Origin of the sequence: Pseudomonas fluorescens NCIMB 11764 (genome assembly GCF_000293885.2) — a bacterium.
GTDB lineage: Bacteria > Pseudomonadota > Gammaproteobacteria > Pseudomonadales > Pseudomonadaceae > Aquipseudomonas > Aquipseudomonas fluorescens_B.
This window is the reverse complement of record NZ_CP010945.1, coordinates 4,896,883-4,910,514: the sequence shown is the minus strand read 5'-3', so window position 1 is coordinate 4,910,514 and position 13,632 is coordinate 4,896,883. Positions and strand designations below refer to the sequence as shown.

Annotated in this window: 13 protein-coding genes; 4 read left to right on the top strand and 9 right to left on the bottom strand. The window is 61.2% G+C overall.

Features of this window, described 5'->3' with window-relative positions; translation table 11 throughout:
• Positions 1-9 precede the first annotated feature (9 nt).
• The 4 genes from B723_RS22440 (at position 10) to B723_RS22425 (ending at position 4,007) form a co-directional block, all read left to right on the top strand.
• Positions 10-771, top strand: a complete 762-nt coding sequence (locus B723_RS22440) for an SDR family NAD(P)-dependent oxidoreductase (protein ID WP_017339054.1) — start codon at positions 10-12, stop codon at positions 769-771.
• Positions 772-783: 12 nt separating this feature from the next.
• Positions 784-1,977: an acetyl-CoA C-acyltransferase gene (locus B723_RS22435; protein ID WP_017339053.1), complete on the top strand. Its 1,194-nt coding sequence runs from the start codon at positions 784-786 to the stop codon at positions 1,975-1,977.
• A gap of 83 nt (positions 1,978-2,060) precedes the next feature.
• Positions 2,061-3,188 (top strand): acyl-CoA dehydrogenase, encoded by a 1,128-nt coding sequence (locus tag B723_RS22430; RefSeq protein ID WP_017339052.1) that lies wholly within the window; start codon positions 2,061-2,063, stop codon positions 3,186-3,188.
• 45 nt (positions 3,189-3,233) lie between these two features.
• Entirely contained in the window at positions 3,234-4,007 is a 774-nt protein-coding gene (locus B723_RS22425) for an enoyl-CoA hydratase (protein WP_017339051.1), read from the top strand.
• Between the two features lie 122 nt (positions 4,008-4,129).
• On the opposite strand, the gene B723_RS22420 is transcribed toward B723_RS22425, so the two are convergent.
• From B723_RS22420 to B723_RS22380, 9 genes are all read right to left on the bottom strand, one after another.
• Positions 4,130-5,281, bottom strand: a complete 1,152-nt coding sequence (locus tag B723_RS22420; protein ID WP_017339050.1) for an acyl-CoA dehydrogenase family protein — start codon at positions 5,279-5,281, stop codon at positions 4,130-4,132.
• Between the two features lie 3 nt (positions 5,282-5,284).
• Complete coding sequence (locus B723_RS22415; protein ID WP_017339049.1) at positions 5,285-6,391, bottom strand: enoyl-CoA hydratase/isomerase family protein; 1,107 nt, start codon at positions 6,389-6,391, stop codon at positions 5,285-5,287.
• A 220-nt stretch (positions 6,392-6,611) separates the two neighbouring features.
• Positions 6,612-7,319: an HPP family protein gene (locus B723_RS22410; RefSeq protein WP_017339048.1), complete on the bottom strand. Its 708-nt coding sequence runs from the start codon at positions 7,317-7,319 to the stop codon at positions 6,612-6,614.
• A gap of 159 nt (positions 7,320-7,478) precedes the next feature.
• A complete protein-coding gene (locus B723_RS22405) occupies positions 7,479-8,657 on the bottom strand; it encodes an MFS transporter (RefSeq protein WP_017339047.1) in 1,179 nt (392 codons plus the stop codon).
• Positions 8,658-8,736: 79 nt separating this feature from the next.
• Positions 8,737-10,086 (bottom strand): MmgE/PrpD family protein, encoded by a 1,350-nt coding sequence (locus tag B723_RS22400; protein WP_017339046.1) that lies wholly within the window; start codon positions 10,084-10,086, stop codon positions 8,737-8,739.
• Positions 10,083-10,970: a polysaccharide deacetylase family protein gene (locus tag B723_RS22395; protein WP_017339045.1), complete on the bottom strand. Its 888-nt coding sequence runs from the start codon at positions 10,968-10,970 to the stop codon at positions 10,083-10,085. The genes B723_RS22400 and B723_RS22395 overlap by 4 nt, the downstream gene beginning before the upstream one ends.
• Positions 10,963-11,811 (bottom strand): polysaccharide deacetylase family protein, encoded by an 849-nt coding sequence (locus tag B723_RS22390; RefSeq protein ID WP_017339044.1) that lies wholly within the window; start codon positions 11,809-11,811, stop codon positions 10,963-10,965. The genes B723_RS22395 and B723_RS22390 overlap by 8 nt, the downstream gene beginning before the upstream one ends.
• Positions 11,812-11,995: 184 nt before the next feature.
• Positions 11,996-12,820 carry an ABC transporter substrate-binding protein gene (locus B723_RS22385; RefSeq protein WP_017339043.1) on the bottom strand — a complete coding sequence of 275 codons (825 nt, stop codon included), beginning with the start codon at positions 12,818-12,820 and terminating at the stop codon, positions 11,996-11,998.
• 39 nt (positions 12,821-12,859) lie between these two features.
• Entirely contained in the window at positions 12,860-13,624 is a 765-nt protein-coding gene (locus B723_RS22380; protein WP_017339042.1) for an amino acid ABC transporter ATP-binding protein, read from the bottom strand.
• Positions 13,625-13,632: the final 8 nt, after the last annotated feature.

The following is a 13,632-nucleotide window of genomic DNA, read 5'->3' as shown; positions in this document are numbered from 1 at the left end:
GACACAATGATGCAGATCGAAAACAAGGTTTTTCTCGTCACCGGTGGTGCCTCCGGGCTCGGCGCGGCCACGGCTGAAATGCTGGTCGCAGCCGGCGCCAAAGTGATGCTGGTGGACATGAACGCCGACGCTGTTGCGGCCCAGGCTGAACGTCTCGGTGCGCAAAGCGTGGTCGCGGACATCAGCAACGAAGCGGCCGCTGAAGCGGCGGTGCAGGCGACGGTCAAGGCCTTTGGCGGCCTCAACGGCCTGGTCAACTGCGCCGGCATCGTCCGTGGCGAGAAGATCCTCGGCAAGAACGGCCCGCACGCGCTGGCCAGTTTCAGCCAGGTGATCAACGTGAACCTGATCGGCAGCTTCAACATGCTGCGTCTGGCATCGGCGGCGATCGCCGAAACCGAGCCGGATGCCGATGGCGAGCGCGGGGTGATCATCAACACTGCGTCGGCGGCGGCTTACGATGGCCAAATCGGCCAGGCGGCTTATGCCGCGTCCAAAGGCGCGATCGTCAGCCTGACCTTGCCCGCTGCTCGTGAACTGGCGCGTTTCGGCATCCGTGTGATGACCATCGCTCCGGGCATTTTCGAAACCCCGATGATGGCCGGCATGACCCAGGAAGTCCGCGATTCCCTGGCCGCTGGCGTGCCTTTTCCGCCACGTTTGGGCAAACCGGGCGAGTATGCCGCGCTGGTCAGGCATATCATTGAAAACAGCATGCTCAATGGCGAGGTGATCCGTCTCGACGGCGCCTTGCGCATGGCCGCGAAGTAAGGAGGATTTGTCATGACTATTGCCAACGATCCAATCGTTATCGTCAGCGCCGTCCGCACCCCGATGGGTGGTTTCCAGGGCGAACTGAAAAGCCTGACCGCGCCACAACTGGGCGCTGCCGCCATTCGTGCTGCGGTTGAACGTGCAGGTTTGGCGCCGGATGCCATTGAAGAAGTGCTGTTTGGCTGCGTGTTGCCCGCCGGCCTTGGCCAGGCCCCGGCCCGTCAGGCTGCGCTGGGTGCCGGGCTGGATAAATCGACCCGCTGCACCACCCTGAACAAAATGTGCGGTTCGGGCATGGAAGCGGCCATCCTGGCCCACGACATGCTGATCGCCGGCAGCGCCGATGTTGTCGTGGCCGGCGGTATGGAAAGCATGTCCAACGCGCCGTACCTGCTGGACCGCGCCCGCAGCGGTTACCGCATGGGCCACGGTCGTGTGCTCGATTCCATGTTCCTCGATGGCCTGGAAGACGCCTACGACAAGGGCCGCCTGATGGGCACCTTCGCCGAAGATTGCGCCGAAACCAACGGCTTCACTCGCGAGGCTCAGGACGCGTTCGCCATTGCCTCGACCACCCGCGCGCAGCAGGCGATCAAGGACGGCAGCTTCAAGGACGAAATCGTGCCGCTGACCGTGACCGTCGGGAAAGAGCAGGTGGTGATCAGCAACGACGAACAGCCACCGAAAGCCAAACTGGACAAGATCGCCTCGCTCAAGCCGGCGTTCCGTGAAGGCGGCACCGTGACGGCGGCCAACTCCAGTTCGATTTCCGATGGTGCGGCGGCGCTGGTATTGATGCGCCGTTCCGAAGCTGAAAAGCGCGGTTTGAAACCCCTTGCGCTGATCCATGGCCACGCGGCATTCGCCGACACGCCGGGCCTGTTCCCGGTGGCACCGATCGGTGCAATCAAACGGTTGATGAAGAAAACCGGCTGGTCGCTGAACGACGTCGATCTGGTCGAAGTCAACGAAGCGTTTGCCGTGGTCGGCATGGCCGCCATGACCCACCTGGAAATCCCTCACGAGAAACTCAACGTACACGGCGGCGCCTGCGCCCTGGGCCACCCGATCGGGGCGTCGGGTGCTCGGATTCTGGTGACCTTGCTCTCGGCCCTGCGCCAGAAAGGCCTGAAACGCGGTGTCGCAGCGATCTGCATCGGCGGCGGTGAAGCCACGGCAATGGCCGTGGAATGCCTGTACTAGGCCAACCTCACCCCTGTGGGAGCCATCCAGCAGGCTGGCTCCCACAGAGTTCTGTGGCGTACCCCGGATTTTAAGGATTCACCATGATTCCCAATGACGACCAACAACAGATCCGCGACATGGCCCGGCAGTTTGCCCAGGAACGCCTGAAACCGTTCGCCGCCGAGTGGGATCGCGAGCACCGTTTCCCCAAGGAAGCCATCGGCGAGATGGCCGATCTGGGTTTCTTCGGCATGCTGGTGCCGGAACAGTGGGGCGGTTGTGACACCGGTTACCTGGCCTACGCCATGGCGCTGGAAGAGATCGCCGCGGGCGACGGCGCCTGCTCGACCATCATGAGCGTGCACAATTCGGTCGGTTGCGTGCCGATCCTCAACTACGGCAACGACGATCAGAAAGAGCGCTTTCTGAAACCGCTGGCCAGCGGTGCGATGCTCGGCGCTTTCGCGTTGACCGAACCGCAAGCCGGTTCCGATGCCAGCGGTTTGAAAACCCGCGCCCGTCTCGAGGGCGATCACTACGTTCTCAACGGCTGCAAGCAGTTCATCACCTCCGGGCAGAACGCCGGGGTGGTGATCGTGTTTGCGGTGACGGACCCGAGTGCCGGCAAACGCGGGATCACCGCGCTGATCGTGCCCACCGATTCGCCAGGCTATAAAGTCGCCCGCGTCGAAGACAAGCTCGGCCAGCATGCCTCCGACACCTGCCAGATTCTGTTCGAAGACGTCAAAGTACCGGTGGCCAATCGCTTGGGCGAGGAGGGCGAAGGTTACCGGATCGCCCTCGCCAACCTCGAAGGCGGCCGCGTTGGCATCGCCTCACAATCGGTGGGCATGGCCCGCGCCGCGTTTGAAGCGGCCCGGGACTACGCACGTGAGCGCGAGAGTTTCGGCAAACCGATCATTGAACACCAGGCCGTCGCGTTCCGTCTGGCCGACATGGCAACCCAGATCGCCGTCGCCCGGCAGATGGTGCATTACGCCGCGGCATTGCGTGACAGCGGCAAACCGGCGTTGGTAGAAGCCTCCATGGCCAAACTTTTCGCCTCGGAAATGGCTGAAAAGGTATGCTCCGCCGCGTTGCAAACCCTCGGCGGTTACGGTTACCTGAACGACTTCCCGCTCGAGCGGATCTACCGCGACGTGCGGGTCTGCCAGATCTACGAAGGCACCAGTGATATTCAGCGCATGGTCATTTCGCGCAGTCTCTAAAAAACACCTACAGAGATTGAGCGTTATGCAAAACAGGAGTTATTTATGAGTTACGAAACGATTTTGCTGGAAACCCACGGCCGTGTCGGCCTGATCACCCTGAACCGTCCGCAGGCGCTGAACGCGTTGAACGCGCAGATCGTCAGCGAGCTGAACCACGCCCTCGATGGCCTGGAAGCGGATTCGAACATCGGTTGCATCGTGCTGACCGGCTCGAAGAAAGCCTTCGCCGCCGGTGCCGACATCAAGGAAATGGCTGAGCTGACCTACCCGCAGATCTACCTCGATGATCTGTTCAGCGACAGTGATCGCGTGGCTAACCGCCGTAAGCCGATCATCGCTGCGGTCAACGGTTTTGCCCTGGGCGGCGGCTGCGAGCTGGCGTTGATGTGCGATTTCATCCTGGCGGGTGACAACGCGAAGTTCGGTCAACCGGAAATCAACCTCGGCGTGCTGCCGGGCATGGGCGGCACCCAGCGCCTGACTCGCGCAGTCGGAAAAGCCAAGGCGATGGAAATGTGCCTGAGCGGGCGTTTGATCGATGCGGTGGAAGCGGAGCGTTGCGGGATTGTCGCGCGTATCGTTCCGGCGGATGAATTGCTGGAGGAAGCGCTGAAAGTCGCGACGTTGATCGCCAGGAAGTCGCTGCCGATTGCGATGATGGTCAAGGAAAGCGTCAACCGCGCGTTTGAGGTGAGCCTGTCGGAAGGCGTGCGCTTTGAGCGTCGGGTGTTCCATGCGGCATTTGCGACGCAGGATCAGAAGGAAGGGATGGCGGCGTTTATTGCCAAGCGTGAGGCGGAGTTCGTCGGCAAGTAATGCGGCGTCCTTGCGGACGCCATCGCGGGCAAGCCCACTCCCACAGGTTCTCCTGTGTACACAACATCTGTGGACACCGGAGATCCCGTGGGAGCGGGCTTGCCCGCGAAGCTTTTAAGGCTTCACACCTGGTAGTTCTTGAGCTCCCGGGCAATCACCATTCGCTGTATCTCGCTCGACCCTTCATAAATCTGCGTAATCCGTGCATCCCGGTAGTAACGCTCCACCGGGTAATCCTCCAGATACCCGTACCCGCCATGAATCTGCATCGCTGACGAGCAGACCTTTTCGGCCATTTCCGAGGCAAACAGCTTGGCCTGCGAAGCCTCCGAGAGACACGGCTTGCCGGCACTGCGCAAGCGCGCGGCATGCAGGATCAGCAACCGTGCAGCATTCAGCCGGGTGTGCATGTCGGCCAGCATGTTGGCGATGCTCTGGTGTTCGATGATCGGCTTGTCGAACTGCACCCGATCACGGGAATAGGCCAGCGCCGCTTCGAACGCGGCACGGGCGATGCCCAGCGCCTGCGCGGCGATGCCGATGCGCCCGCCTTCGAGGTTGGAGAGGGCAATGGCCAGGCCTTTACCGCGTTCGCCCAACAGGTTGGCTTCGGGAATCGTGCAGTTGCTCAGGGTCACCGCGCAGGTATCGGAAGCGCGAATGCCCATCTTGTGTTCGGTGCGATCCACGATGAAACCGGTGGTATCGGTTGGCACCAGAAACGCTGATATACCGCGCTTGCCCAGATCCGGGTCCGTCACGGCAAACACGATTGCCAGTTTCGCCCGTTTGCCGTTGCTGACAAATTGCTTGGCGCCGTTGATCACCCACTGGCCGTCGTGCAGTTCGGCGCGGGTGCGCAGGTTGTGCGCTTCGGAGCCGGCTTGTGGCTCGGTCAGGCAGAAGCAGCCGATGGCCTTGCCGCTGGCCAGGTCCGGCAACCAGGTCTGTTTCTGTTCGTCGGTGCCGTAGTTCATGACCGGCCCGCAACCCACGGAATTGTGGATGCTCATGAGTGCGCCCGTGGCGCCGTCACCGGCGGAAATCTCTTCCACCGCCAGGGCGTAGGCGACGTAATCGACATAAGTGCCGCCCCATTCCTCGGGCACCACCATGCCCAGCAGGCCGAGTTCACCCATCTTCGCCACCAGGCCGTCATCGATCCAGCCGGCCTTTTCCCAGGCCTGCGCGTGGGGCGCGATTTCGCCGCGGGCAAAATCCCGGGCCATGTCGCGGATCATGACTTGTTCTTCGCTCAATTCGATATCGTGCATGGCTCAGCTCCCGCTCCGGTCAAACCCTGTGAAGAAACTCGCGACGTGCTTGGCGTCCAGCGCCTGCAAGGTCGGCGGGTCCCAGCGCGGGCTCTTGTCTTTGTCGATCAGCAAGGCGCGCACGCCTTCAATCAGGTCGCCGCGCTCGAACCACTGACGGTCCAGGTGCAGCTCGAGGGCGAAGCAGTCTTCCAGGCTCAAGTGCCGGCCGCGCCGCAGCATTTCGAGGGTTACAGCCATGGCCAGCGGTGAACGGCTTTCCAGCAGATCCGCCGTGGTCATCGCCCATTCATGGCTGTCGGCAACCGTGACTTCGCGCAGTTGTTCAACAATACTCGGGACGTCGGGGAGGGCGAAGAAGTGATCGATGGCCGGGCGCAGTTTGCTCAGTGGCGCATCGGGCAATTGCTGCACCGCGAGTTGCGCCAACAGGCCCTGCAGGTCCTTTAGCGGCGTGTCGTGCCATTCCAGCTGATCGAGGTGTTCGTCCAGCGCCTCCAGTTTGTTGCTGTCCAGGTACCAGTCGGCCAACCCGCAATAGAGGGCGTCGGCTGCGCGAATCTGCACGCCGCTGACACCGAGGTAAATACCCAGTTCGCCGGGAACGCGCGGCAGGAAGTGACTGCCGCCCACATCCGGGAAGTAACCGATCGCCACTTCCGGCATCGCCAGGCGGCTTTTCTCGGTCACCACCCGCAAGTCGGCCCCTTGTACCAGCCCCATGCCGCCGCCCAGGACAAAACCGTCCATCAAGGCGAGTACGGGTTTGCGGTAATGGTGGATAGCGAGGTCGAGGGCGTATTCCTCGACAAAGAAATCTTTGTGCAGCGTGTCGCCATTCTTGAAGCTGTCATACAGCGAGCGAATATCACCGCCGGCACAGAAGGCTTTCTCGCCTGCGCCGCGCAAAACCACGGCGTGAATCTGCGGATCGTTTGCCCAGGCGTCGAGCTGGCGGTGCAGGTGGCGGACCATGTCCAGGGTGATCGCGTTGAGACCGGCGGGGCGATTGAGGGTCAGGTGACCGATGTGGTTGCGAACCTCGGCCAGCACTTCATATTGCGTGGCATCCATGGACGAAGTCCCCTTCGATGAAACCTGAGCAGTCATCAGTAACTCCCTGCTTTTATTGTTCTTTATAGAGACGCTTGCGCGCGAGCGATGCTGGATCGTACCAGTGCAAATTTGCCATGTACAACCGGGATATGTGCAGTACGAGTCTGCATTTTTACCTTAGGTCGAAAGCAAAAGATCGCAGGCTTCGTTAGCTCCTGCGCCGGATCGTGTTCCAACGCAGGAGCTGCCGAAGGCTGCGATCTTTAGATCTTCTTCAACCCTTTCGAGAAAACACATCCCCAATGCTGCGGCGTTTGGCATGCAATTCACTGACGTGAATCAATTGCTCAAGGTCTTCAGGCGTGACGTCGAAGAAGGCCTCCATTTCCGCCAGGGCCAGTTTCAAATCCTCGGCGGTGATGGCCTGGCGATCGATCGGCGGATGATCGGCAGGCACTACGGCCACCGGTTCACTGGCGCGCTTGGGGTAACGAATGCGCGTCAGGTTGTTATAAACCAGGGCGCTGAACAACATCGTCGAAGCGCCGAGCATCACCGGGGCGAGGGCTTTCCAGTCCAGGGCGATGGTCGCCGGATCGGCCAGCACCAACGTCAAGGCCACTGCGCCGGCCGGCGGATGCAGGCAGCGCAGCCAGCACATCAGGATCAGTGCCATGCCCGCGGCCAGGCACGCGCTGCCGAGTGTGCGTCCAAGCACATGGGCGACCAGCAACGCGATCACCCCGGCACTCAAGTAGCCGCCGAGTATCGACCAGGGTTGCGCCAGCGCCCCGGAGGACACCGCGAACAGCAACACCGCCGACGCACCCAGCGGTCCGATCAGGTGCTGCGCGACTTCGATGCCGAAAACCTGGGAGCAGAGCCAGACGCTGAACATCGTGCCCAACGCCATGCCGATGGCAGCGCGGCTCCATTCCGAGGGGCGGGTATTGATGGCGGCAGGTAACCAGCGAGCAAGCATTTGGCAAACGACCCATTGAAAAAATCGAGGCAAAAAAAAGGCTTAGCTGGGATACCCAGAAAGCCCTTGAAGGTGTTCCAACTATTGGGGGAGGAAGAGGGCACAGTGTGCCGTTCATTCGACATGCTGACAAATTCATATTAATGCAGCTTGAGTGCATTAATTTTGATGTAAGGCGACTCGACGACCACTCATGAAACACAGGAAACCACCCATGGCCGTCAGTGCGCTCAGCGCATAAAACATCGTCGGCGCCGGCGTGTGCATCAGGAGGAAGCCGCAAATCACTGGACTGAGCGCGCCCCCGAGAGCGGCGAGGTTCTGCGCGCCGTAGTAGCTGCCACGCAATTCCTCGGGCGCCAGGGTGTCGACGAAGAGGAATTCGGCGGGGTAAATGATCATTTCACCGAGAGTGAAAATGAACATCGCCACGCACCACGACACCAGGCTGTCAGCCAGGCTGAAGCCGATCAGGCCAAGGATGAACAGGCTGGTACCACCGGCAATCCAGTAACGCAGTTGTTCGCGCTTGAGGAAACGCCCGATCTGGTATTGCAGCAGGATCACGCTGATGGCGTTGCAAGCGAGCAGGGCGGCCATGGTTTCCAGGGCGCGCTTGGAGTCGTGGGTCACCAGCAGGTATTGCGACAGGTACAGGGTGAATCGCCCGTGGACGACGGTGCTGAGCAGACAGCCGCAGGTAAACATGATCAGCGTGCGGTCGTTTTTCAGGGTGATCAGGGTTTTCAGGAAACTCTGTGGCTGGCCGATCGCGGGCGTCTGCGCCGAGTCCCTGGGGATTCCGCTCATTAAAAAGATACTGAAAAACGCGATCGCGCCGGCAATCAGGAACGGCGCAATCGGGTACACCCCGGCAATCACCACGCCGAGCATCGGGCCGGTGGCGTAGCCGATGTTGGTCAGGGTGTAGCGCAGTGAAAAGGCCTTGGCGCGCTGGCCCATGGGCAGGTTTTCGCTGAGGATTGCCTTCGACCCGATCAGGAACAGCGCCGACGCCGTTTCAGTGATCACCAGGGTGAGGGTGGTCAAATACAGGTTTTCGGCGAAGGTCAGCAGCACGAAACCGATGGCGCTGGAGAGCATGGCGAGGATCAGCAAGCGACGTTTTTCGAGGCGGTCGATAATGTACCCGCCGTAGAGCGCGAGCAGGGTGGCGATGAACACCGCGATGCCCAGCAGCAAGCCAACGTCCTGTTGGTTGAGGCCGAGCTTGTTGCTCAGGAACAGCGTCAGCAACGGGCTGGTGATGGCGCGGCTGACGACGATGGTCAGCGAGACGATCATCAAGCGGCGGATAACAAGCGAGTAAGTGGCCACGGTGGGGCAAATGTCCTTATTCAGATTCTGTAGTGTTCGGCGTGAGACCGAGTTGCGGCCATCGCGGGCAAGGCAGGATTCAAGTCAACCACCGATCCAGCGACCGAACCGATTCGAGTTCTTCCAACCGCCACAACTGCTCAGCCAATTCTTCAGCCTGCGACCTCGGCATGACCCGCCCGGCCAGACTGAAAAACTTCTGCTCCAGCGCCTCGTCACTCAACGGATTACCCGGCGCACCCAACGGTGGATCGACACAAAGGCGGGCCTGCCGACCGTCCACGGTCTGCACGCTCACCACGGGCTCGCCATCCTCTGACAGTCGCAGGTCCACTTCAAGGCGAATACGCGACATCCACTGGGCAATCCGCGGATCGCCTCGCTGTTCATCGTCATAGGCTTCCAGTCGACAATGGCCATGCACCAGCCGGGCGGCGAGGGCATACGGCAGGCTCATCTGCGCGGCCGCCAGCGTGCTCACGTCCTGACCGCCGCACATGTCCTGCAGGAAACCGCACAGCGAGACCTGTATGTCCTCGACCTGATCGACGTTGACCTGCAGTCGTTCCAGCAGCAGTCCCAAGGCGTCGATGGCCGAGTGTGTCCCTCGGCATGAGGCATATGGCTTGATTGAACAGCGAGCGAGTTTCCACACAGTCCCGAGATCCGCATCCAGCGCTTCAGGTTGAGCCGTCCCGGTGGCCAGGGTCTTTAGAAACCCGCCCCAGACGTCATCGAATAACTTCGTCGGCCCCGTGATGCCTTGCAGAGCAAACCGCGCCGCGAGCAGTCCACCCTCGGCGGCTCGGCCGCTGTGCAGTTTTTTGCTTTGCGAGCCGTCGTGGATGAAGGCCCACAATCCGCCACTGAAACTGCCGGCGATGCCGAGTGCCGCCACCATTTGTCCGGCGTTCAACCCCAGAATGAGCCCACTCGCGGCTGCCGCGCCGAAGACGCCACAGGTCGCCGTGGAGTGCCAGCCGGCGCCGTTGTGCGCCGAGTAACCGCCGCAGGCTTCGAGCACGCGGCGGCCGACGTCGTAGCCGATGACCACGGCGGTGATCAACTCGCGACCGCTGACAGGTCGAGCGGACATCGACACCGCAGCCATCACCGCCGGCAACACCACCGCGCCGGAATGATCGCAGCCACCAGTGTCGTCCAGTTCCAGTGCATGGGCGGCGACGCCGTTGAGCATGGCGGCCTGTGCGGCGCCGACCCGCACATCCGTGCCCCAGACCCGCGCGATGCCGCTTTCACCCTCGAACACCTGCCGCGCCTGCTTTGCCACATCGCTGCCAGCCCCGGCCAGCGTAGCGCCAAAGGTGTCGAGAATATGCCGCGTGGCTTGCGCCACCAGTGCCGGCGGCAAGTGTTCAAATCGTGTGTCGACGCAAAACTGTGCCAGTCTTTGCAAGCGTTCGGTCATAGCAGGTAATCCCGATAATGCCGCTCGTACACCGACGCCGGGTGATCCTCGGCCACGGGCGGCGCGGATTCGGCCCACCATTGAGCTACGTCGGCACCGCTGGCGATCCAAACGTCGTCGTGCTGCTGAATGCCCTGCAGCAATTCGCGCAAAACGCCAATCCGTCCCGGCGTGGCAATGATTTCGGGGTGCAGGCGCAGCACATAACAGAGCCCGAAGCGGTGAAACCCGGCGAAGTCCATTTGCAGGTTGCCCAGGGTGTGGCTGTAGGAAGCGATCCGCGATTGAGCCGGCGGCACCGCCGGGCTCAGGTTGAAGGCGAAGTAGGGTTCGTCTTCCAGTTCGTAATGCAATGGCAGCTCGATCACGCCGGGCGCCGTGGGGTGAGCGAACGGCAAATCATCGCCACGCCACGAGGAAGACCAGCGAATGCCTTGATCCCGTAATGCCTCGATGAACCCCGGCGCACCGTTGCCGGCCGGAACGCGAAACCCGGTCGGGCGTTGACCGGTCAGCGCTTGCAACGCTTCGCAGCCGCGGGCAATCTCGGCGGTCTGCTGCTTCAGATCAAGGGTGTCGTAGTTCTGGTGACGATACCCGGCGCAGGCAACCTCATGCCCACCCGCCTGAATCGCCCGGATGTGTTCCGGGTTCTCCTCGGCAACGATGCCGGGGACAAACCAGCTGCTGCAAACACCCAGTTCTTCGAACAGACCCAGCAAGCGGTCGACGCCCCGTTGTGTGCCGTAACGCCAGACTGACAGCGTTTTGTCGCGCCCGGCGACTTCGGGCGCCTGGGTGAGAATGCCGTGGATGTCGTTGTAATCGACGGTCAGCACCACGGCGCAGCGGTAGCCTTTGGGCCAGAGAATGGAATCAGCCATGGTGATGCTCCTTCAGCCACCACTGGGCGACATCGCGGCAGGTGGCAAACCACACGTCGTCGCGCTGGCGCATGTGTTCGAAGAGTTTTTCCAGCAACAGGATGCGTCCTGGTTTGCCGGTGATCTTGGGGTGGAACAGGGTGGTCAGGCACAACCCTTCATTCATGGCACCGTCGTATTCTCGGCACCAGTTGTCCAGGGTCAGCTCATAACTGGCGGTGCGGTCCAACCCGCTGGGGAAGTCCGGCGCACGGGTGTAGGCGAGGGAGGCGTAGTCGTCCATTTCCCAGCGGCCGGGGATTTCCACCAGCGGCGTTTCGAACCCCGGGACGTTGACCAGATAGGGCCGGTCATCGCCGCGCATGCTACTGGAATAGGCCACGCCTGCTTCCACCAGCATCGCCGGCGTCTCGGCCCGCCAGTCACCGGACGGCGTGCGGAAGCCTTCAGCGCGAATGTTCAGGTATTTCCAGAACACCTCGCGGGATTTGTTCATCACGTCCTTTTGCTGTTCCAGCGTCAGGGCGTAAAAGGATTCGTGTTTGTAGCCGTGGTACGCCACCTCATGCCCGCGCTCGACGATGGCCTGGCACTGTTTCGGCCAGTTCTCCACGACCCAGGCCGGAACGAAGAAGGTGGTCGGAATCCGGAACTCATCGAGCAGATCGAGAATCCGCGGCAGTGCGCGGTAAGGGCCGTAACCACCGAAACCGAAGTACTCGGGCTTGTGCCAGATCGTGCCGTTGAGCATCGCATCGCCGGTGGGGCCATCGAGGTCGAAGGCCAGGGCGAGGCAAGCTGTGTGCTGGCCGGGCCAGGTGGGTTGGGGTGAGGAGGACATCAGTAGCGCTCCAACTTTTATCAGTTAACACCGGCGCCTGTGGGCGCGAGATTGCCCGCGAAAGTGGTGTGTCATTCAACTTAAATGCCGGCTGACAAGGCCCCTTCGCGAGCAAGCTCGCTCCCACAGGTTTATGGGTTGGTCACAACATTGCGATCGACCGAGACCTCTGTGGGAGCACGCATTACTTGCCCGCGTTGATGGTCGCCGTCTTGATCGCGCCCAATTCCAGGTCCCATTTTTTCAGGATGGTGGCGTAGCTGCCGTCATCGATCATGCTCTGCAACGCGACTTTCACCGCTTCGCTCAGCTCAGGCTTTTTCTTGCTCAGGCCCATGCCGGAGAACTGCACGGAAATCGGCTGGCCGACGGTTTTGTACATGTCCTTTTCTTGAGTTTTCAGGTACGACAAGGTTTCGCTGCCTTGCATCGCCGCATCGATACGGCTCTGACGCAGTTGCGCGCGGGCATCCGCCGAACCTTCGGTACCGACCACCACGATGGCCGGTTTGCCCGCGGCTTCGCAGTGGGCCTTGCTGTATTCAGCAATTTCCGCCGGGAACGTGGTACGGCGGCTGGTGCCGACTTTCTTGCCGCACAGGTCGGTGATTTCGTTGAAGTCTTTGTTTTTCTGCAACGTGTAGAACTGCGGACCGCTGGTGAAGTAGTCAACGAAGGTCACGCTGGCCTGACGCTCGACGGTGTCGGTCATGCCTGACAGCACCATATCGACGCGGTCGGTGGTGAGCGCGTTGATCATTTGCTCGAAACCGGTTTCCTGCCATTTGATCTTCACGCCCAGACGCTCGGCCAGGGCGTTGCCCAGGTCATAGTCGAGGCCGGTGAGGGTGTTGGTGGCCGGGTCCTTGAAATCCATCGGCGGGTAGTTCGGCATGATCGCGACGACGATCTCGCCTTTTTCCTTGATGCTGGCCGGCAATTCGGCGGCGAAGCTGACGCTGGATGCCATCAGGCCTGCGAGTACTGCTGGGATAACGAAGTTCTTCATGGTCGTTCTCTTATGAGTGTTGTGAGCGCCAAAGGGCACTTAGGTTCGAACGGCAGAAATGAAGCTTTGGGTGCGTGGGTTTTGCGGACTTATTAGTATTTCTTCGGGGCTTCCAGCCTCCACGATCTGCCCGCCGTCCATGAACACCATGCGGTTGGAAACCTCACGGGCGAAGCCCAGTTCATGGGTGACGACGATCATGGTCATGCCGGTTTGCGCCAGATCGCGCATCACCGACAGCACCTCACCGACCAGCTCCGGGTCGAGTGCCGAAGTGGGTTCATCGAACAGCATCAGCTTGGGTCGCATGGCCAATGCACGGGCAATGGCGACGCGCTGTTGCTGACCACCCGAAAGCTCGATCGGGTAGCTGTTGCGCTTGTCGGCCAGGCCGACGCGGGCGAGCAGTTCCACGGCTTCTTCGTGCGCCTCTTTGGGCGAACGCTTGAGCACCTGGCACGGCCCTTCGATGATGTTTTGCAGCACAGTCATGTGCGGGAACAGGTTGAAACGCTGGAACACCATGCCGGTGGACAGGCGTTGACGGGCGATCTGCGCTTCGTTGAGTTCGTGCAGTTTGTTGCCGGCGATGCGGTAACCCACCAGTTCGCCGTCGACCCACAGGCCGCCCTTGTCGATTTTCTCCAGCTGATTGATGCAACGCAGCAAGGTGCTTTTACCGGAGCCGGACGGGCCGATGATGCACAGCACTTCGCCTTGCTCGACTTCGATGTTGACGTCCTTGAGCGCGTGGAACTGGTCGTAATACTTGTTCAGGCTCACAGCCTTGACGATGCTTCTCATGTGGGGCT